Here is a 17,561-nt window from a genome sequence, read left to right as displayed (position 1 = left end):
TTTTCATCAGAAAGGAGAAATCAGCTTTGGCAAAATATCGGATCATGACCTTTGACGGGGGCGGTACCTTAGGTGCTTTAAGTTTACAACTATTGAACAGACTGGCTGAAGAAAATCCAGCATTAATAAGCCGAACCCATGTATTTGCGGGAAATTCAATCGGTTCATTTACTGCCCTGGCATTAGCAAGCGGAAGATCTCCGAAGGAAACACTTCAGTATTTTGAGGATGAAATCCTGCCCGCATTCAGCACTTCCCGGCCGGGCGGACCTGTTTTCAATCAACAATTACCATATTCCGGTTTTATTAAAGCGGTACGAAACTTTTTCCCGCCAGGCCTTCGTCTTAAAGATGTAAGAAAACGAATTGTTGTCCCTTCATTCAAATTATACTCCCCCGCACTGGATCGTTGGACGCCCGTATTATTTCACAACTTTCCCGGCTCTCCCTATTTAAATGAGAAAGTGAGTGATGTCATACTGCGGAGCAGCGGTGCCCCCGCGACGCAGCGAGCCTATCAAAACTACGTGGATGGATATGTAGTGGCAACGAACCCCAGTACGGCCAGTATCGCGTTTGCGGTTGGTAAAGCCAACGTGCCATTGGATCAAATTGCGGCGCTATCCATCGGTACAGGTGAAGCCCCGACTCGGTTAAGAAGAGATACGAGGGGGTGGGGAATGGTAAGTGCGGATAACATACGTCCCGAAAACCTGAAGAACCTCCCTCCAAATTGGGGAGTTCTTTTGGACAGGTCGCCTAATGAACCTTTACTGCCATTTCTTCAGATGATCGCCGGCGGAAATGGCTACTATGAATCCATGGTCAGCGCGAACCTTCTGGGAGACCGCTTTTTCCGGTTAGATCCGCGGATTCCTAACTTCTCCAAAACAGACCCTTCCGTGGTGCCCGCTGTCATTGAAATTGCAAACAAAACCAACTTACAGCCAGTGAATACGTTTATAGAGAAAAACTGGAACGACAGCCATTAAGGAAATTCACATCTTAAAACAATGAACAAAAAATACCAAGGGACTCAAAACCCTTGGTATTTTTAATGCGGCTGAGAGGGTTTGGACCTTCACGGGTTATTTATACGCTGGGCATTTGATAAAGTGAAAGCTTATTACGCCCGGCATTTCAAGCACTGAAGTTAAGCATTACATCCAACAATCGGGCTATTTAATTGAATAGGACTACCCAGAAGCCGCTTCCCATTACGTAAGAAAAGCGACTTTTTAGATTTGATTTTCAAGTTCCTTTGACAAATTTTGAAAAGACCATTGACTATTCAGTTGCACTGTATTAAGTTTAACTATATAGTCAGACTGAATAGAGGATGAGGATATGAAACATAAATTATTACCGCTGTCTGAAACCATGCATTATATTTTATTAGCTTTGCGGGAGCCGCTTCATGGCTATGCCGCCATGCAGAAGATCGAAAAGATGAGTAACGGAACTGTTATTTTAGCAGCCGGCACATTATACGGCGCGATTGAAAACTTGAATAAGCATGGCTGGATTGAACCTGTTGGAGAGTCGGGCCGGAGAAAAGTTTATATGATAACTGCGGAAGGAAGCGCCATTTTGAAAATGGAACAAAACAGGTTACTGCATATTTTATCCCTGTACGAAGGAAGTGAATCGAATGAAGACATTTAAGATGTTTTTTGATATTGAAAAAGAGGAGCAATGGCTGAACGAGCAATTACAAAAAGGCTATCGCTGTACAAATATCAGCGGATTAGGAATATACACTTTCGAAAAAACCGACAAGAGATATGTGATGAGACTGGATTATCATGATTATTTATCAAAGAAAAAGTTCAAAGACTACAGAGAGATCTATGAAGACTTCGGCTGGAGTTATATAAACAGCCCATGGCTTAGCGGAACTCGATATTGGCAGAAAGAAGATGATGGTCAAAATGAAATCTTCTCGGATCGCCAATCAAAGAGTAGTTATTATAAAAGACTAATGAGTTATTCATCTTGTTTTGGTTTACTTTGCTTATTTTATTCTTATTTGATTTACAAGGATTCAGGTTTGTATTTAGCTGAAGGTCTGTGGAGTATGGAAGGCGCAATGTTTTGGAAAGCATTTTTATTTGAAACTCCATTTGCCCTTTTAAGGTCGCTTCCCGCTCTTATGGCTGTTATCTTCGGCATCAGTTACTATAAAGCGTATCGAAAATATTCAATGTTAAAGGAACAATAACACGGGGAAGTTACATTCAAGAAGTAATCGAGGATCATGTATTTGCCGAATCCGGGCGCTTTAACGGAAAAAAGCGCCCTGAATTTGCTGATAAATCAGACGGCTTATTTTGTTAATGATACATACTTATTTACAATGGCTTGAGCGAGACAAGCTGATGAATCAACAAAGGTAAGTTCGCTTCTTTTTTGATCCGTGACCATATTTAAATCCGTACATGCAATGATAACCGTATCAACCTTTTCTGCTAAGTCACGGTGTAATTCATCATATAATGTACCAGCCTCATCGATTTGACCTTGTTTAATCTTTTCTATTATGTGATCGACATAGATTTGCCAACTATCTTGATGTAAAAAATCATAACCTTCTCTGTTTAACGCTTCTTGAAATATTCCAGATTGAACCGTAGGAACGGTGGCTAAAAGAGCTGCTTTTTTTGAACCTTTAGATATTTTTTTTATGGTTTCATCAACCATGTTTAGTAAAGGGACTGAAAGCGATTTTTTTATTTGATTAAAATAGATATGTGCGGTATTACATGGGATTGCAATAAAATCAACACCCGTTTTTTCAAGCTTTACAGCCCCCTCAATAATTGCCTTTTCCATGTCCGTATGATTGAGAGGTTTATTCATATAGAAAGGAGTCGGACAAGAATAAATCATCATATGAGGAAAATCCATATCATGTACTGCTCCATATATTTTTTGGCACTCGTCTACTACCTTATCTACAAATGGCCCAGTAGATTTTGGCCCCATTCCTGCCAGTATTCCAATCATAATTGTCCTCCTCTGTAAAAATATGTACGAATACGATCACGATGAGTTATTCTTGTGTTACTCATCTGAATCTGCTCTCATTTCTTTTTGGCTGTCTTCTCCTATTTTATCATTTCATTAATTGAATTATGGTTAAAAATCGGTGATTAAATTGTGCCCATATAGATTAGTAAACGTGTCGTTGATGTCAAGTCATGAACTCCTAAAGGAAATTTAATAACTCATTTTCAACGAAAAACTGATCTCTGTTAATTAGTCGAGATTCCAAGATATACACGGACCAATTGATCTTTCCTTTTTTGGGAATCCCACAGGTTCCCTCTTATTTTGATGTTGTTTTTTAAAAAAGTTATTGACACCAATAAATGACCATGTTATCATTAAAAATTTGATATCTCACTCCATATATGGTAACCTTAAGTTAAGTTCCCATATATGGAGGTGGATTATATGTTTCAAATTGGCGATAACATTGTTTATCCAATGCACGGAGCAGGTACAATTGAAGCCATAGAAGAAAAACAATTCTTAGAGGAAAAACAACAGTATTATGTCATAAGAATGTCAATAAGTAATATGACAGTTATGATTCCAACGCGTAAAATATTGAGTTCAAGTATACGGCCAGTTACTGATATACGTGCATTAAAACACATTATACACATTTTTCAGCATGGTGAATCAGATAGGTTACTGCCATGGAAGCAAAGGTATGTAGTAAACACGAACAAAATAAAAACGGGTGAAATACAAGAAGGCGCTGAAGTTGTACGTGATTTAATGCGAATGAAGAAAGAAAAAGCACTTAATTCAAGCGAAAAAAAAATGTTGGATAATGCATATGAATTTTTGATTAGTGAACTGGAAGTCATTAAAGGAATCACTGAAAAACAAATAAAAAGTTTCTGCTAAGGTTAATTTTAAATAATGTTTTGCATTCCAAAAAGCACCCACGAGTTTTCGGAATATTACGATTAAAATATTTCGAAGACGCTTAACTTCATCAACTTACTTTTAGAACATTAACCTCTTTTATTATTCCTACAATCTAATCTGTTTTTATTATTAAAAATTTCTTCAACGAACATTTGATGTTTTATCAAAAAACTCGATGAAATAGTCACTTGATTTTTGTAATCCTGATTCACACTGGCACGGACATGGAGCCGTAAGGATGGAAGAGAGGCAGGGCTTTCATTGTTTTAGGTCTAAGTGATTATTTCCAGAAGAAAAAACAACCACTCTCCTCTTTATCTTTAAGAATTTCTTACATCTGCTTCCACAGTGAATAGCAGTTGTTTATCTTCTTTTCATAAAAGAGATATGCGAAATGTAACAAACAATAACATACAGTTATATTGAGAACATAAAAACAAATCATTTATATATATTCCACATATCGTCAATCCGGTATGTTATACTGTAAACAATCCTTTGAGGTTTTAAACCTTTTTCTTACCTTGTAGCATCTGTCCCTACTCGAACGTTGAGTAGGGTTTTTTTATTCAGTATGATACAGAGAACATAAAAAAACAGGCCCTATATAAAGAGCCTGTTTGTATAAACGATTAAAGATTAAGCAGTTTTTTGAACGTTAGCAGCTTGAGCTCCACGAGCACCTTGCTCAACGTCAAACGATACTTTTTGACCTTCGTCTAAAGATTTGAATCCGTCACTTTGGATTGCAGAAAAGTGTACGAATACGTCATCTCCATTTTCACGTTCGATAAATCCAAAACCTTTTTCTGCATTAAACCATTTAACTGTACCTTGTTCCATTTTTGTTGCCTCCTAGTGTGTTACACATTGTATTACTATCCTTGCCCAAAGTATCATCAAGACGAAAAGTCGATATTCATACTATCCTTTACACGAACAAAAATAATTCTCCTTTATCATATCACGAAACGGAAATAACTGCAAATTAATAATGTGTTCATTCATGTTTTATTTGTTAAACCTGCCGATACCAGTGCAAAATAAGATGCTTATTAATAACAATGGTTTGAAAACACCTGAAAATGAATCACGAGTGTCTTCAAACCCAGTACTTCATATTGATTGTTAAAGGTTTCTTTAAAAAGCTCAGCTGTTTCTTGTTCAAGTACAAGATATTCTTGGCTGTTCACTGGTATAGCTTTGTTTCTGCACATGTTTCCAAACGATCACTCAGGTATACCCCTATTTTAACGGTATTAACTTGTCATGTTTGTTCCTCAAACAATCAAAGTTCACGGGCTGATTCCCATAGAGACCAAGAGAGAGTTTATCCCGATTAAAAGCTGGGTATAATCTTCATACGCTTTGTATATCCCGGTTGGCTCTGCTCATAAAGATGAATTGAGCCAGGAATCAGTTTTCGCAATGCCAATCAATTTACAGAGGGAAAACCGATTCATTTAACAGCTTTTGAAAAGGCTCCTTAGCTGACGGGCAAGTTAAAACAAAACCATAATACTTATCATAAATGTATGACAGCTGGGACTTCAAAGGCAATAAAACATTTTCTATACGCAGATTGAGAACATCAAGGGAGGGGAAGCTTTTAAAAATGAATGAACAAAACCTAAGGACTTTGAGAAAACTGGTTACCCCTTATGAAAAGTCCGATTTACAAAAAAGTATTTATCAAATCATTAACACATTGGTGCCATTTTTCCTGTTATGGTGTTTGGCCTATAAGAGCTTGTCGATTTCTTATATCCTTACATTAGCGATTTCTGTCGTTGCAGCAGGTTTTTTAGTGAGAACCTTCATTATCTTTCATGATTGCTGCCACTATTCCTTTTTTAAGAACCGAAAGGCGAATCGAATCCTTGGAACAATTACAGGAATTCTGACTCTGCATCCGTTTGATCATTGGGCACACGATCATTCTGTCCATCATGCGACAAGCAGCAACCTGGACAAACGCGGTACGGGCGATATTTGGGTACTGACTGTTGAGGAATATAAAGAAGCCTCAACTAAGACAAAAATAATGTACCGTTTGTACAGAAATCCGTTTGTTATGTTTATTATCGGACCGATTTACGTCTTCGGGATTACCAATCGTTTTAATCGTAAAGGGGCAAAACGCAAAGAACGGATGAATACATATGTAACGAACCTGGGGATCGTCGCTTTGGCAGCACTTTTATGTTGGGCTATCGGCTGGCAAAACTTTCTGCTGGTCCAGACGCCAATTTTTATGATATCGGGATCCCTCGGAATTTGGATGTTTTATATTCAGCATACGTTTGAGGATTCATATTTCGAAGAAGATGAGCATTGGGAATATGTAAAAGCAGCCGTTGAAGGAAGCTCTTTTTATAAGCTTCCAAAAGTCATGCAATGGTTAACAGGCAATATCGGTTTCCATCATGTTCATCATTTAAGCCCAAGAGTCCCAAACTATAAGCTTGAAATCGTGCATAATAACACTGAACCATTGCAAAACGTTCCAACCATCACACTGGCAACAAGTATTAAGTCGTTAAAGTTCCGCCTATGGGATGAAGAAGGCAAAAAATTTGTTGGTTTTACCCACTTAAAAAAAACTTCTAAAAGCCAGGTATCAGCTCGGGTAAGAACGGATTAAATAAACGCCCATAATCGATGATAATGGGCAGTGTATCTTGCATAATAAAAGTGCAGACTCGCGCAAAGATTTTGTGCAGAGGTCAGCACTTTTTTAATGCCACATGCACTTACAACAAAAAAATACCAAAGGTGTCAAAACCCTTGGTATCATTGGGATGCGGCCGAGAGGACTTGAACCTCCACGGGTTATTCACCCGCTGGGCTCTCAATAAAGTGAAACTGTGTTTTCTGTTATAAAACCTTTGTTCTAAACACATTTGCCGCACTAATCGTTATTTATGTCTTGATCTATTCAATCAAGTTTAATCGATATTATTCGAAAGTGACATTATGAAGTTTTGACTGACCCCTTACCGTACTTAATAATAAATATCATGTTGATAGATGTATTTAAAAAAGCCCACTCACGAAAACGAGTGGGTTTACAAAAGCTCTAAACGTGATAAATCCCCTTTTTCATAAAAGTAATCCGCTACTCTGATTGCAAAGTTTTCAATGTCTCCGTACATTCTTAGAAGGAAAATACCATTAGCGATGACACTAATGGTACCCCTTTGTTTCTACTCAATCACTTATTCAGCTTCTCCAACAACTGTAAAGCGTTCATTTATATGTTTTGGATTTTCAATTTCATCCAATACTGCAATTGCATAGTCTGCATAGCTGATATAACTTTCGCCTTTCGAATTCACAAGAAGATGATCTTTTCCCGACTGATAAGATCCAGTTCTTTTCCCGTCTGGGTCAAATACCGCTGAAGGACTGATAAATGTCCAGTTAATATCAGAAGTTTCCTTTAGTTCTTGCAAGTTACGACCTTGCCCTTTAGCTGTTGGAATAAAAATCTCCGGGAAATCAGGTGTATCCATTACACTGACAGTTTTATTTTCGTCTACATAAAGACTCCCTGCTCCGCCTACAATTACAGCTCTTGTACCCGTTCCTTTTAATGCCCTAATTAATGCCCGGCCAGCATCTACATGTGCCTGTTCTTCTCCTAATGGAGCACCGAAGGCATTAACTATTACATCTAACTTTTTTAGATCATCCGATGTAAGATCAATTATATTTTTTTCAATGATTGAAATCTTTTCCTCTTTAAGTTTTGCAGCATCTCTTACAATTGCAGTTACTTCATGTCCCCTGCTTACCGCTTCTTTCAAGATAAGACTTCCAGCTTTTCCGGTTGCACCAATGATTCCAATTTTCAATTTAAAGTCCTCCTAATCCTTCAAAATTTTAAATGTAACCACATTGATTACATGTAATAATTTTAGTTACACCTTAGTTATTTGTCAATACTTTTATCATCTTGTTAATTGAGCATATTAGAGTAAAAGAACTTGTAATACATTCAGTTACAAGTGTACTATAAAGAGTGTAATGTAATTAGGATGGTGAAGAAATCATGTCTATTAGCAGCCGTTTTGCTGTAGGAATTCATATATTGGCTCTTATTGAAATAAATGAAGACGGAACTAGCACTTCTGAATTTTTAGCTGGAAGTGTAAATACAAATCCCGCCTTCATAAGAAAAATTATGGGAATGCTGAAAAAAGCAGGTTTAGTAAGTGTACGGCCAGGTATTGCAGGAGCTGAATTAGCGAAGGATTTAACTGAAATCACCTTACTTGATGTTTATAGAGCAGTTAATGTTGTTCAAGATAAAGAATTGTTTAGTATACATGAAAATCCCAATCCTCAATGTCCTGTAGGCCGGAACATTCAAAGTACAATTGGTCCAATATTTGAAATCGCCCAATCTGCCTTGGAAAAAGCTCTTGGGCATATCACAATTGAGGATGTGGTAAAGGATATTATTGAAAAAGAAAAATTGACCAATAATTGCTAAATGATTTCACAGAAAATCTTTTATCAGACTGGGAATAAGAAAAATCAATAAAACAAAAAGGGACTGGATCATATTGAATCCAGCCCCGAATTGATATTGATTTTTTGATTAATAAAAAATGGCTTTTCATGAACAAAAAAAGAGCAGACATAAAGTCTGCTCCTTTTGATGAAAGATTTAGATTACGGTAAGGGATATAAATAAGCTCATGGTACAGAGGAAAAATTAACGACAATGCAGACGATGCCAGATTCTTTAATAGGGCGTTGAGTATTACTATCCAACAACTCAAGGTTCAGAAGCTAAGTTCAAACAAAGACTTGAGGAAATCTCGGATTGGTATAAAAGAAACCGCAAATCTTAGTTTGAATGAATATGTTCTGTATATAAAAATAATGAGGTATGGAGTGAATTGATAATGAATTATGATGAAATTAAAGATTACTGCCTAACCTTTCCAAACTCTTATGAAGACCATCCTTTTGGAGATGGTTGGACTGCAATTCGGCACAAAGGGAATAAGAAAATATTTGCACTTATCTTCACTCGCGACGAACACTTATGTGTCAACCTTAAGTGCGAACCTGAAAGGGCTGATTTTCTACGTGGTCTTTTTGAAGAAATCAAGCCCGGTTACCATATGAACAAGGAGCATTGGAATACTCTTACCTTAGATGAGGGACTCCCAGAGCACCAAATCCATGACATGGTAAAGTACAGCTTTGAACTGACAAAACCAAAAAGTAAAAAGGAAACATAACATCGAAGGATAGAACGCTCATTATAGATATTCATCCGGTGCAATGGTACAGAGGAATATGCAAAAACTTCAAGGCAGCAATGTTTAAATTCGTATTTACGAGATGATTTTTTCGTTATTGTTAGTCCTTTGTTTCTTGACATGGGTTGAACAAATAAAAAAGAGCAGACTCAAAGTCCACTCAATTAATTAAGATGATTGCTCAATTCATCCAGACACCTATAAAAAATGAAAGGTGACGATGATATGCCACAAAGGTCATTTAGCGTTTAATTAATACTGATAACTCACCTTCAAACACTTTTTCCTCTTTCTGATTATAGGTAGATAACAATACAGTAAGTATCCCCGTCTGGCTTTTATTTGGTTTTTTATCAATAACCTTAACAATAGTGTTCAGTTTATCATTAGGGTAAACGGGTGCTAGGAATTTTATATTATTCATTCCTGTCCCAGCAATAATATCGTCTTCATGACGCCCTTCTTCAATCCAAAGCTTAAAAGTAATAGATAACGTTTGTATTCCAGAAGCAATAATTCCATTAAATCTGCCCATTTTTGCTTTTTCTTCATTTAAATGCATGTATTGTGGGTCATACACTTCTGCAAAATTCATTATATTCTCTTTTGTTAATTCAAAAGATTTAGTTTGAAAAACCTGCCCGATGGTGAATTCATCCAATTTCATAAATAAATCTCCTTGAATCTAAACTTTATTATTAAATCTACGTAGCATTTTAACATACTGGCTCTCACACAACAACTTAACGGTAAAACAATTGTTCCCCTATCAGGAATGAACAAGCACATTGTTTTTGTTTCCTTGCCTTTAACCTCTTTATAATCAGGTGTTTTCTTATAAAGACCAAGGCGGTCGCCATCACCATCACCCGGCATATGTGCCATTTCCTCATAAGAATCTCCAAGCTTCTCATAATAAGAATAAGCAGTCAGCCTACGAGAACTTTCTTCTGGCTGATAAAACGCAAGTTGAATATATTTCCCGTCATCATATACACGAATTATGGCGTTATCTCTTTTGTGCTCATCTGAATCTGCTCGCATTTCTTTTCTGACTTTCTTCTCCTGCTTCATCACTTCATTAATCATTATCATATTTACTGCCGCCGCACGCAGTCAGCAGAAGGATGAAGGTGACTGACAAATCATACGACCTACTATAAGTAAGTGGACAGTAACAGATAAATTTTTATAAACAAAAAATACCAAGGGTGTCAAAACCCTTGGTATCATTGATGCGGCCGAGAGGACTTGAACCTCCACGGGTTATTCACCCGCTGGGCCCGCCATCTATATTCATAAAACTATTGCTCAGTTGTCAGCATGTTAAGTAAATTACGAATTTCCTTGTTATAACTTTTAATTTCTTCTTCATTACAACCGGTTTTATCAAATACTGCATTAGGTATCATTGTGACTTTTTCTTTAAACTCATTCCCTTCAGTTGTTAACGTAATAATTACACTTCGTTCATCCTCTTTTGAACGCTCTCTTATAATAAGACCTCGCTCCTCAAGTCGTTTTAAAACTGGAGTTAATGTTCCGGAGTCTAGATATAATTCTTCGCCTAAACCTTTAACAGATATTTTTTCCTTCTCCCATAAAACAAGAAGAACCAAATACTGTGATTAGCGTACAAGTTCTCGTTTTCTGCCTTGGACCCCATATAGAAAATAAAAAGCCAGCTCTCCTTCGGGAGAAGAACTGGCATAACAAAGCTTCTTGCTTCTTATTTTGCTGTATTGCTCGGTCCTTTTAATTTCTCTTCGTTCTTGCGTCAATTTTTATTATTAGGACACAACCAATAAAATAATGACGATCGAGAATAGCAACGCTGCTTTTGCAAAGCAGTAAGCCCTCCAGAATATAAAAGAGCTGCAGTTATTGCTGCTCGGATAATCCCAGCTTATTCTGAGTCTGTATTTCGAGTAGCCGGTCAATTAAATGGATGTTTTTTTCATTCCTTTTCTGTTTGTTCCATTTTCCACCACAGTGAATCTTTTGGATTTTCAACAGCTTCTTGAAACTCAGCTTTAGAAGCAACTGTTGGGTAAGAACCTTTTAAAGATTTACCTGAAGTATCTTTAAATAAGGTTAACACAACTATTAAGCCAATTAAACTAACTGCTAATAAATAGAAACCCGGCGCCAAATTGTTTCTTGTCACATGGGTTAACCAAGAAGCAACTAAAGGTGTTGTTCCACCAAAAATAGAAACTGATAAGTTGAATGTCCAGGATAATGTACGATATCTAATGTCAGTATGGAACAACGTAGGTAAAGATCCTGGCATAGTACCTTCGTATACAGATAATACAATCCCTAACATTAAAAGTCCTATAAATAAGAATGTTAGACTCCCCATATTAAGAAATTGAAAAGAGATAATCGAAAATACAATTCCTAATACTAATCCAATTGTTATAACTTTTTTATTTCCTAATTTATCTCCTAGTTTACCGAAAGTTAAAGCGAACGGTACCATAATAATCAATACAATTGCTGTAACCGGTGTACTTATATTATCACTTATACCAAGGTTCTCATCTAAATAAGAAGGCATATAACCTAACAATAGGTAATTGGTTATATTGAAAAACGCCACAAATACGATACATAAAAAGATATCTTTTTTATATGTTTTAATGACTTCTAATAAACCGGGTTGTTGTTCTTGGTTTTCAGAGATGTCATTTTCAAAGATTGGTGATTCATCTAAATGACGTCTCAAATATAAACCAAATAATCCTATTGGAATACTTAAGAAGAAAGGAATTCTCCATCCCCAACTATTCATTTGAACATCAGATAAAGTCCAGAAAAGTACTGTAACTAAAACAGAAGCTACTATATAACCAGATAATGTGCCGATTTCTAAACCGCTGCCTAACCTTATACGCTTATTATCTGGAGAAGATTCTGCGATATATACCATTGCACCAGCGTACTCTCCACCCACAGAAAAACCTTGCAGAATACGAGCTAAGAGTAATAATATAGGGGCCCATACACCAATCTGATCATAGGTAGGAAGCACACCAATTATTAAAGTAGATAAAGCCATCATTAAAATAGTAATTGTTAATACTATTTTCCGACCAAATTTATCACCCATTTTACCAAAAATAATTCCGCCTACCGGTCTAAGTAAGAAGGCAATTGCAAATGTAGCAAAAGTAAATATTAACTTTAATTCATCGTTTTGAACTGGACTGAAAAAGTTTTTACTAATAATAACTGCCAAATAAGAATATAAAGCAAAATCAAACCATTCCATCGCGTTTCCTATCCCTGTAGCAAACACGCTTTTCTTCGCTTTTTGAATGTCTACAACGTTAATTTTTTTCTTGTTAAACTTCATTTAATAATATCGACTCCTTAATTATCAAATCCACATTATACAAGCGCATAAACGGTCCAAGCATACAGTCCCAGAATGTATAGCGTAATGCTTCTCTAAAAGTCTGGGGGTTTCTGTTTCACCTGATGGAGAGCTAACGGCATAGTGGATGATTGGTTCAACTGTACCTTAAAAGACTAGACTAATATCCATATCAGCGCCAAATAACATTGTAAACCAGGAAAGAAGGATGAAATTCAGTTTTTTCGCTGGTTTCCTTAACTTATTTTTGCCGATTGGACTAAAAATAATACAAAAAGCAACAAAAAGAGAAACATCCAACAGATAATACCAGCCAAAGCGGTTAGTGATATATCCTTGGGCTGTGGTTGGTATTTTCTGCAGACTATTTGGAGAAATGATTCCCCTTAATATAGCTCTATTGTGAATATTATCACAATCGAAAAAAAACTTTTATTTCTTCAAAGTATCCTAAACCTTTATTTTAGTTCTTCCATTACGTCTTTATTTACTGATTCTATCTTTATTACCCCACAATCAGGTGAAACAAAACACTATAAACGTACCATATCTTTTTAAAATCTGACAAGCTCAACAGGGTGATAGAAACCCGGCTAAAGCCAAGCTAGTCAATGGATAGAAGAATTTTTTTTTGTTTTTCCCAAGGAATAACCGTCTGCGTTTAATCTAGCCCAATTAGAAAGAAAAAGAGCAGGAGTAATCCTGCTCTTTCATTCAAAACTTTAATTTGTATGAAGAATTTCGTATACCTTTTCGACTTTCTTTACCTATTAATCAGTATACAGACTACAACAGAAATAAGTAGCACCGGGTATGAAATAATGGATGCATTTAAACAGGCCAATCACCGACAATTTATTGCATGACACCTAACAAAATTATTTTTTAAATCCAGCTGGAAGGCATTAGTAGCTAACTATAAATGATGAAAATATTTGTGCGATGTCTACTGCAGATGACTTACTTTAGGTAAGTGGGCAGATTGTGGGCAGTAGATCATTTAAAAATAAGCACAAAAAAATACCAAGGATCTCTCTATTACCCTTGGTATCATTGATGCGGCCGAGAGGACTTGAACCTCCACGGATTATTCACCCGCTGGTCCCTCAACCTAGTAAAAACCTATCATGAGTTACAAAAACTTTTATTCAAAGCATCTGTTTATTTTATTTATACTTATTTTCATCATTTTTCATGAATTCTGAGCACAAACTGGGCACCTATTAGAGACCAAGGAAATCTGCATTTCATCAAGAAATATGTACTCATCGCCCTGCTGTAATTAGTTTCACATCATTTATTTCAGCTTCCCTCGCGAATACCGGATCAATGCTCAGCTTTAAGATAGTCAACCAATTTCTCCGCACTGTTCTTAACATCTTCTTTTGAAAGGTGAAGTGTCCCATATTGTGTAAAGGCAGGAAGAAAACGCATTCCTATATAGTTAGCAGTGACTTGAAACGGTCTGATAAGCTCGCTGATCGTGATATTATATTCTCCGCCTGCTTGATAATCAGATTCCTGTGCGCCTAAGGAGATAGCTAAGAGTAGTTCTTTTCCATGCAATTTAGTACCTCCAGTTCCATAAGCCCAGCCATGTGTTAACACATCATCTTCCCATTGTTTGAGTAACGCGGGACTGCTGTACCAATACATTGGGAACTGAAAAACGATACGCTCATGATCTAACAGGAGCTGGTGCTCTTTTTCTACATCAATGATAAAATTAGGGTATTCACCGTACAGATCATGAACCGTAATGTCATTCTCTTGCTTTAAACGATTCATCCAGGTTCTGTTGACAACAGACGTTTCCAAATTAGGGTGTATAACGATAACTAATGTTTTCATTTGACTGTTATCCTTTCTTCGCCGATTAGTTATTATTGCTTTTGTGATAAAGAATTGATTCTAATTTTAAAATAACAACTTAATTACACCTATTTTATCCTTTTTCATGAATTCAGGGCAACTAATTGGACACCGATTACATTTATAGCCCAAAAAAGGCTTAACCTTTTAAAAAAGATTAAGCCTTTTCAGTACCTTTATGCCCCTACCCTACTATCTCGTGTCTAAATTCTAATAGCTGATAATATAACAAGGCATCTTTGTTTTCCTCCATGCTTAGCAATACTTTCTCTGCTTTTGCAAATTGGAGTTTGAGGCATTAGTAACTATCTATAAATAATGAAAATAATTGTGCGATGTCTACTGCAAATGACTTACTTTAGGTAAGCGGGCAGTTTGTGGGCAGTAGATCATTTAAAAATAAGCACAAAAAAATACCAAGGATCTCTATAACCCTTGGTATCATTGAGATGCGGCCGAGAGGACTTGTACCTCCACGGGTTACTCACCCGCTGGGCCCTCAACATTGTAAATCCGTATCACTGATTATGAAAGCTTGTTTTCATTACACTTTCTAACACCACATTACATCATTTCTATAGGTTTGAATGAATTATGGTTAATAATTGGTGAGAAAAAAAACCCCCTTAATTCCCCACTTCTCGAAATCTCATTACGTTCAATTCATTACCTCTTCTTCAACAATTTTTTCGAACTTCACATCCTATCCATGGTAATATTTAGATATAAACTTACTGAAAGGATTGTCCAATGAAAGTATTTGAAGCAAAGTCTTTGTTATCTGAAGCTGAAAACCGAGCAAACGATTATAAAGAGTTGAAAAATCAAATGATTAATTTAAGAAAAGCCTTTACGGCAGTTGCTGATCTTGATGATAGTGAGTTCTCTGGGAAGGGAGCAAACAATATTAAAGCATTTTTTCACGATCACACCGGTGTAGCTGATCAATGGATTGATTTAATTGATATGAAAATCGCTTTCCTTACTAGCATCTCCGGTATTCTGGAAGATGCCAGCTTATCTGATGCATATATCGAAGAATCCTTCTTAGAACACGAACTGGCAAACGCATATAGAAAATCACAAGCAATTATGTCCGAGCAGAAGAAAGCAATGAAAGATATACTGAGTGATATTGATGACATTCTTCCACTTGATTTATTTTCAACAGAGGCTTTTAAGGATGAGCTCTCGTCCGCCGAAAACAAACGAAAAAAAACTATTGAGAAAATAGGCGATACAGACGAGAACTTAAAAACTGAATATGCAATGACTGAACCTAACGAACAATTTATTAAAGCAGACTTTCAAAAGTTACAGGAGTCAACAGGTAGGGGCAAAAACGCTTCACCTATACATTATAATGCCAAGGCTTATCGCGAGAGTGACATACATAAGAAAAAAGGCGATATCGAAAAGCGGTCTGAAGCTTATTTAAAGCTCAAAAAAGAGGAAGCTAAACAACGCGAAATTAAAGATTTGAAAAAACAGCTTGTAAATGTAACAGATCCTGACGAGTATTTAAAAATTGCTGAAAAAATTGGATACGAAAATTTGGAGCCTGACCAAAAAGTTTATTTCCGCCAGCTCGAAGAACTTCAACAAAAAGCCGAAATCGGAAAAGGTATTGCAGTTGGAATGTATGAAGCAGGTAAAGATACCGTGATGGGTCTCTATCAACTTGCAATGCACCCTATTGAAACGCTTTCTGGAACGGTGAACGCCGTCTTACATCCAATCGATACTTATAAGATCATAGCAAAAGACATAGAAGACACTTTCCAACGTGATATGATTAATGGAGATAGCTACAGCAGGGCAAAATGGGTGTCCTATGTCGGCAGCACTGTTGTTCTTGCAATAGTTGGTCCAAAGGGTATTGATAAAGTATCCAAAGTTGCAAAAGCCGGTTCAAAATTTGCTGCAATTAAGACACTTGAAGTTTCAAAAACAGGAATAAAAAAAGGGATTGAATACGTTAAAATACCAAATGTTTTTGAACAACAATATGCAATGGCTGGCGGTTCAGGGACTTTTCCTTTCAACACAATTGATGGGGAGAGTTATAAAAACTCTGCACTTGAAGTTTTTAAGAACCAGTCTGCTACACATGGTATAAAAAAAGCAAAGCCGCATGAAGTTGTAAACGAATTAGAGACTTTTCAAAGCAGGAAATACATTTTTGGAGGACAATCATTTCTCATTGATAAACGTGGAATGAAGCATATTTTAGAGCGCCATCATCCTAGTTTATGGGATGGTTCAGTTAAGTCTCGTCAATCTTTTCTCAATAAAGAGATGACTGTTAGCGATGTTGCAGATGCGATAGAATCAATCATGAAACAAAACCGTGAAGAGTTAGTACAAAAAGGAACAAAATTCAGTTATCAAATTAGAGGAACGTATAAGGGTCAGCAATATGTTGTAGGCTTTCAAAAAGGAAGAGTAGGTCAATTCTATCCGGAAAAATAGGAGAGGTAAGAATGTTTTATATACAATCATTAATTCTCAAGCCAAATAAGAAGATAAAGGATCTTTCAGTCTTAAAAAAGAATGTTAACGATTACTTTGTCCCCCTTAACAATATAGAGGGACTAAAGAGCATAAAACCACAGTTAGACTCTTACTATTTATGTGGGGCGATTATTTTAAAATATGGTGAACAAGATTTGCTTGATGTCACTATGTGGGACTTGGTTGACCAATTGTGGGCTTATTTTTTAAATCTAATTGAAGAAGCTATTGAAACGGGAAAAAGCGAAACTTATTTTCCAGATCAACCCCTTCTATTGAAAATGAAATCAATATCGAATGATATGTTGTTATTTGAAATTGACCAAAAACAAAAAGTATTACTACCGAAACTTGATTTTTTTGAATCACTTTTAAAGAATGCGAAAAGTTTCTTTGAAACTATGAATTTTGTTTTAGAAGAAAACTGTGATTATGAGTATGAACTTAATAAGATCGATGAATTGCAAACCAAAATTAAATGTATGTGAGGTTAAATGTGAATTACTCTGGAGTGAAAAAGTTCTTTGAAGAGAATAAAAAATATTCAATTCTTACTGAAAGCGTCACTGATA

At 36.3% G+C, this 17,561-nt stretch carries 16 protein-coding genes and 3 pseudogenes; 9 read left to right on the top strand and 10 right to left on the bottom strand.

What is annotated here, in order from left to right:
* Positions 1 to 26: 26 nt before the first annotated feature.
* From cotR to OTK50_RS17710, 3 genes are all read left to right on the top strand, one after another.
* On the top strand, positions 27 to 992 hold the full coding sequence (gene cotR / locus OTK50_RS17720) for a sporulation hydrolase CotR (RefSeq protein ID WP_174738360.1): 966 nt from the start codon (positions 27 to 29) through the stop codon (positions 990 to 992).
* Positions 993 to 1,347: 355 nt separating this feature from the next.
* Positions 1,348 to 1,665, top strand: coding sequence for a PadR family transcriptional regulator (locus OTK50_RS17715; protein WP_012116900.1), 318 nt, complete (start codon positions 1,348 to 1,350; stop codon positions 1,663 to 1,665).
* A complete protein-coding gene (locus tag OTK50_RS17710; RefSeq protein WP_045206862.1) occupies positions 1,652 to 2,221 on the top strand; it encodes a DUF2812 domain-containing protein in 570 nt (189 codons plus the stop codon). The genes OTK50_RS17715 and OTK50_RS17710 overlap by 14 nt, the downstream gene beginning before the upstream one ends.
* A 104-nt stretch (positions 2,222 to 2,325) precedes the next feature.
* On the opposite strand, the gene OTK50_RS17705 is transcribed toward OTK50_RS17710, so the two are convergent.
* Positions 2,326 to 3,006, bottom strand: a complete 681-nt coding sequence (locus tag OTK50_RS17705; RefSeq protein ID WP_224224050.1) for an aspartate/glutamate racemase family protein — start codon at positions 3,004 to 3,006, stop codon at positions 2,326 to 2,328.
* A 450-nt stretch (positions 3,007 to 3,456) separates the two neighbouring features.
* On the opposite strand from OTK50_RS17705, the gene OTK50_RS17700 reads away from it, so the two are divergent.
* A complete protein-coding gene (locus OTK50_RS17700) occupies positions 3,457 to 3,918 on the top strand; it encodes a CarD family transcriptional regulator (RefSeq protein WP_032873030.1) in 462 nt (153 codons plus the stop codon).
* A 663-nt stretch (positions 3,919 to 4,581) separates the two neighbouring features.
* On the opposite strand, the gene cspC is transcribed toward OTK50_RS17700, so the two are convergent.
* A complete protein-coding gene (gene cspC / locus OTK50_RS17695) occupies positions 4,582 to 4,785 on the bottom strand; it encodes a cold shock protein CspC (protein ID WP_020955377.1) in 204 nt (67 codons plus the stop codon).
* A gap of 772 nt (positions 4,786 to 5,557) precedes the next feature.
* Here cspC and OTK50_RS17690 point away from each other — a divergent pair.
* A complete protein-coding gene (locus OTK50_RS17690) occupies positions 5,558 to 6,586 on the top strand; it encodes a fatty acid desaturase (protein WP_045206901.1) in 1,029 nt (342 codons plus the stop codon).
* Between the two features lie 574 nt (positions 6,587 to 7,160).
* Here OTK50_RS17690 and OTK50_RS17685 read toward each other — a convergent pair.
* Positions 7,161 to 7,799, bottom strand: coding sequence for an NAD(P)-dependent oxidoreductase (locus OTK50_RS17685; protein WP_045206857.1), 639 nt, complete (start codon positions 7,797 to 7,799; stop codon positions 7,161 to 7,163).
* Between the two features lie 197 nt (positions 7,800 to 7,996).
* Between OTK50_RS17685 and OTK50_RS17680 the strand changes: the two genes are divergently transcribed.
* Complete coding sequence (locus tag OTK50_RS17680) at positions 7,997 to 8,440, top strand: Rrf2 family transcriptional regulator (protein WP_224224049.1); 444 nt, start codon at positions 7,997 to 7,999, stop codon at positions 8,438 to 8,440.
* 418 nt (positions 8,441 to 8,858) lie between these two features.
* Entirely contained in the window at positions 8,859 to 9,200 is a 342-nt protein-coding gene (locus OTK50_RS17675) for an MmcQ/YjbR family DNA-binding protein (protein ID WP_015239219.1), read from the top strand.
* A 262-nt stretch (positions 9,201 to 9,462) separates the two neighbouring features.
* Here the strand turns inward: OTK50_RS17675 and OTK50_RS17670 are convergent, their stop codons facing one another.
* The 7 genes and pseudogenes from OTK50_RS17670 to OTK50_RS17640 form a co-directional block, all read right to left on the bottom strand.
* Positions 9,463 to 9,888 (bottom strand): MaoC family dehydratase, encoded by a 426-nt coding sequence (locus tag OTK50_RS17670; RefSeq protein ID WP_015239218.1) that lies wholly within the window; start codon positions 9,886 to 9,888, stop codon positions 9,463 to 9,465.
* 125 nt (positions 9,889 to 10,013) lie between these two features.
* Positions 10,014 to 10,365 (bottom strand): annotated as a pseudogene (locus OTK50_RS17665) (cystatin-like fold lipoprotein); the annotation flags it as partial.
* 160 nt (positions 10,366 to 10,525) lie between these two features.
* A complete protein-coding gene (locus OTK50_RS17660) occupies positions 10,526 to 10,840 on the bottom strand; it encodes a MarR family winged helix-turn-helix transcriptional regulator (RefSeq protein WP_072588824.1) in 315 nt (104 codons plus the stop codon).
* A 338-nt stretch (positions 10,841 to 11,178) separates the two neighbouring features.
* On the bottom strand, positions 11,179 to 12,582 hold the full coding sequence (locus OTK50_RS17655; protein WP_082999010.1) for an MFS transporter: 1,404 nt from the start codon (positions 12,580 to 12,582) through the stop codon (positions 11,179 to 11,181).
* A gap of 38 nt (positions 12,583 to 12,620) precedes the next feature.
* Positions 12,621 to 13,022, bottom strand: a pseudogene (locus OTK50_RS17650) (BCCT family transporter); the annotation flags it as partial.
* Positions 13,023 to 13,929: 907 nt separating this feature from the next.
* Positions 13,930 to 14,454: an NAD(P)H-dependent oxidoreductase gene (locus tag OTK50_RS17645; protein WP_224224048.1), complete on the bottom strand. Its 525-nt coding sequence runs from the start codon at positions 14,452 to 14,454 to the stop codon at positions 13,930 to 13,932.
* Between the two features lie 211 nt (positions 14,455 to 14,665).
* Positions 14,666 to 14,752, bottom strand: a pseudogene (locus tag OTK50_RS17640) (hypothetical protein); the annotation flags it as partial.
* Positions 14,753 to 15,225: 473 nt separating this feature from the next.
* Between OTK50_RS17640 and OTK50_RS17635 the strand changes: the two are divergent.
* Together OTK50_RS17635 and OTK50_RS17630 are read left to right on the top strand one after the other, a co-directional pair.
* Positions 15,226 to 16,947 (top strand): ribonuclease YeeF family protein, encoded by a 1,722-nt coding sequence (locus OTK50_RS17635; RefSeq protein ID WP_032873017.1) that lies wholly within the window; start codon positions 15,226 to 15,228, stop codon positions 16,945 to 16,947.
* 11 nt (positions 16,948 to 16,958) lie between these two features.
* A complete protein-coding gene (locus OTK50_RS17630) occupies positions 16,959 to 17,477 on the top strand; it encodes a hypothetical protein (RefSeq protein ID WP_032873014.1) in 519 nt (172 codons plus the stop codon).
* The last annotated feature ends 84 nt before the right edge of the window (positions 17,478 to 17,561 follow it).

This window comes from Bacillus sp. NEAU-CP5 (genome assembly GCF_026420705.1).
In the GTDB taxonomy this organism is placed as follows: domain Bacteria; phylum Bacillota; class Bacilli; order Bacillales; family Bacillaceae; genus Bacillus; species Bacillus velezensis.
This window is presented reverse-complemented; position numbering and strand designations above follow the sequence as displayed.

Coding starts and splice junctions, on each gene's coding strand:
- OTK50_RS17675 (WP_015239219.1), top strand. CDS start 8,859: ATGAATTATGATGAAATTAAAGATTACTGCCTAACCTTTCCAAACTCT.
- OTK50_RS17655 (WP_082999010.1), bottom strand. CDS start 12,582: ATGAAGTTTAACAAGAAAAAAATTAACGTTGTAGACATTCAAAAAGCG.
- OTK50_RS17635 (WP_032873017.1), top strand. CDS start 15,226: ATGAAAGTATTTGAAGCAAAGTCTTTGTTATCTGAAGCTGAAAACCGA.
- cspC (WP_020955377.1), bottom strand. CDS start 4,785: ATGGAACAAGGTACAGTTAAATGGTTTAATGCAGAAAAAGGTTTTGGA.
- OTK50_RS17680 (WP_224224049.1), top strand. CDS start 7,997: ATGTCTATTAGCAGCCGTTTTGCTGTAGGAATTCATATATTGGCTCTT.
- OTK50_RS17670 (WP_015239218.1), bottom strand. CDS start 9,888: ATGAAATTGGATGAATTCACCATCGGGCAGGTTTTTCAAACTAAATCT.
- OTK50_RS17630 (WP_032873014.1), top strand. CDS start 16,959: ATGTTTTATATACAATCATTAATTCTCAAGCCAAATAAGAAGATAAAG.
- OTK50_RS17700 (WP_032873030.1), top strand. CDS start 3,457: ATGTTTCAAATTGGCGATAACATTGTTTATCCAATGCACGGAGCAGGT.
- OTK50_RS17710 (WP_045206862.1), top strand. CDS start 1,652: ATGAAGACATTTAAGATGTTTTTTGATATTGAAAAAGAGGAGCAATGG.
- OTK50_RS17645 (WP_224224048.1), bottom strand. CDS start 14,454: ATGAAAACATTAGTTATCGTTATACACCCTAATTTGGAAACGTCTGTT.
- OTK50_RS17715 (WP_012116900.1), top strand. CDS start 1,348: ATGAAACATAAATTATTACCGCTGTCTGAAACCATGCATTATATTTTA.
- OTK50_RS17705 (WP_224224050.1), bottom strand. CDS start 3,006: ATGATTGGAATACTGGCAGGAATGGGGCCAAAATCTACTGGGCCATTT.
- OTK50_RS17690 (WP_045206901.1), top strand. CDS start 5,558: ATGAATGAACAAAACCTAAGGACTTTGAGAAAACTGGTTACCCCTTAT.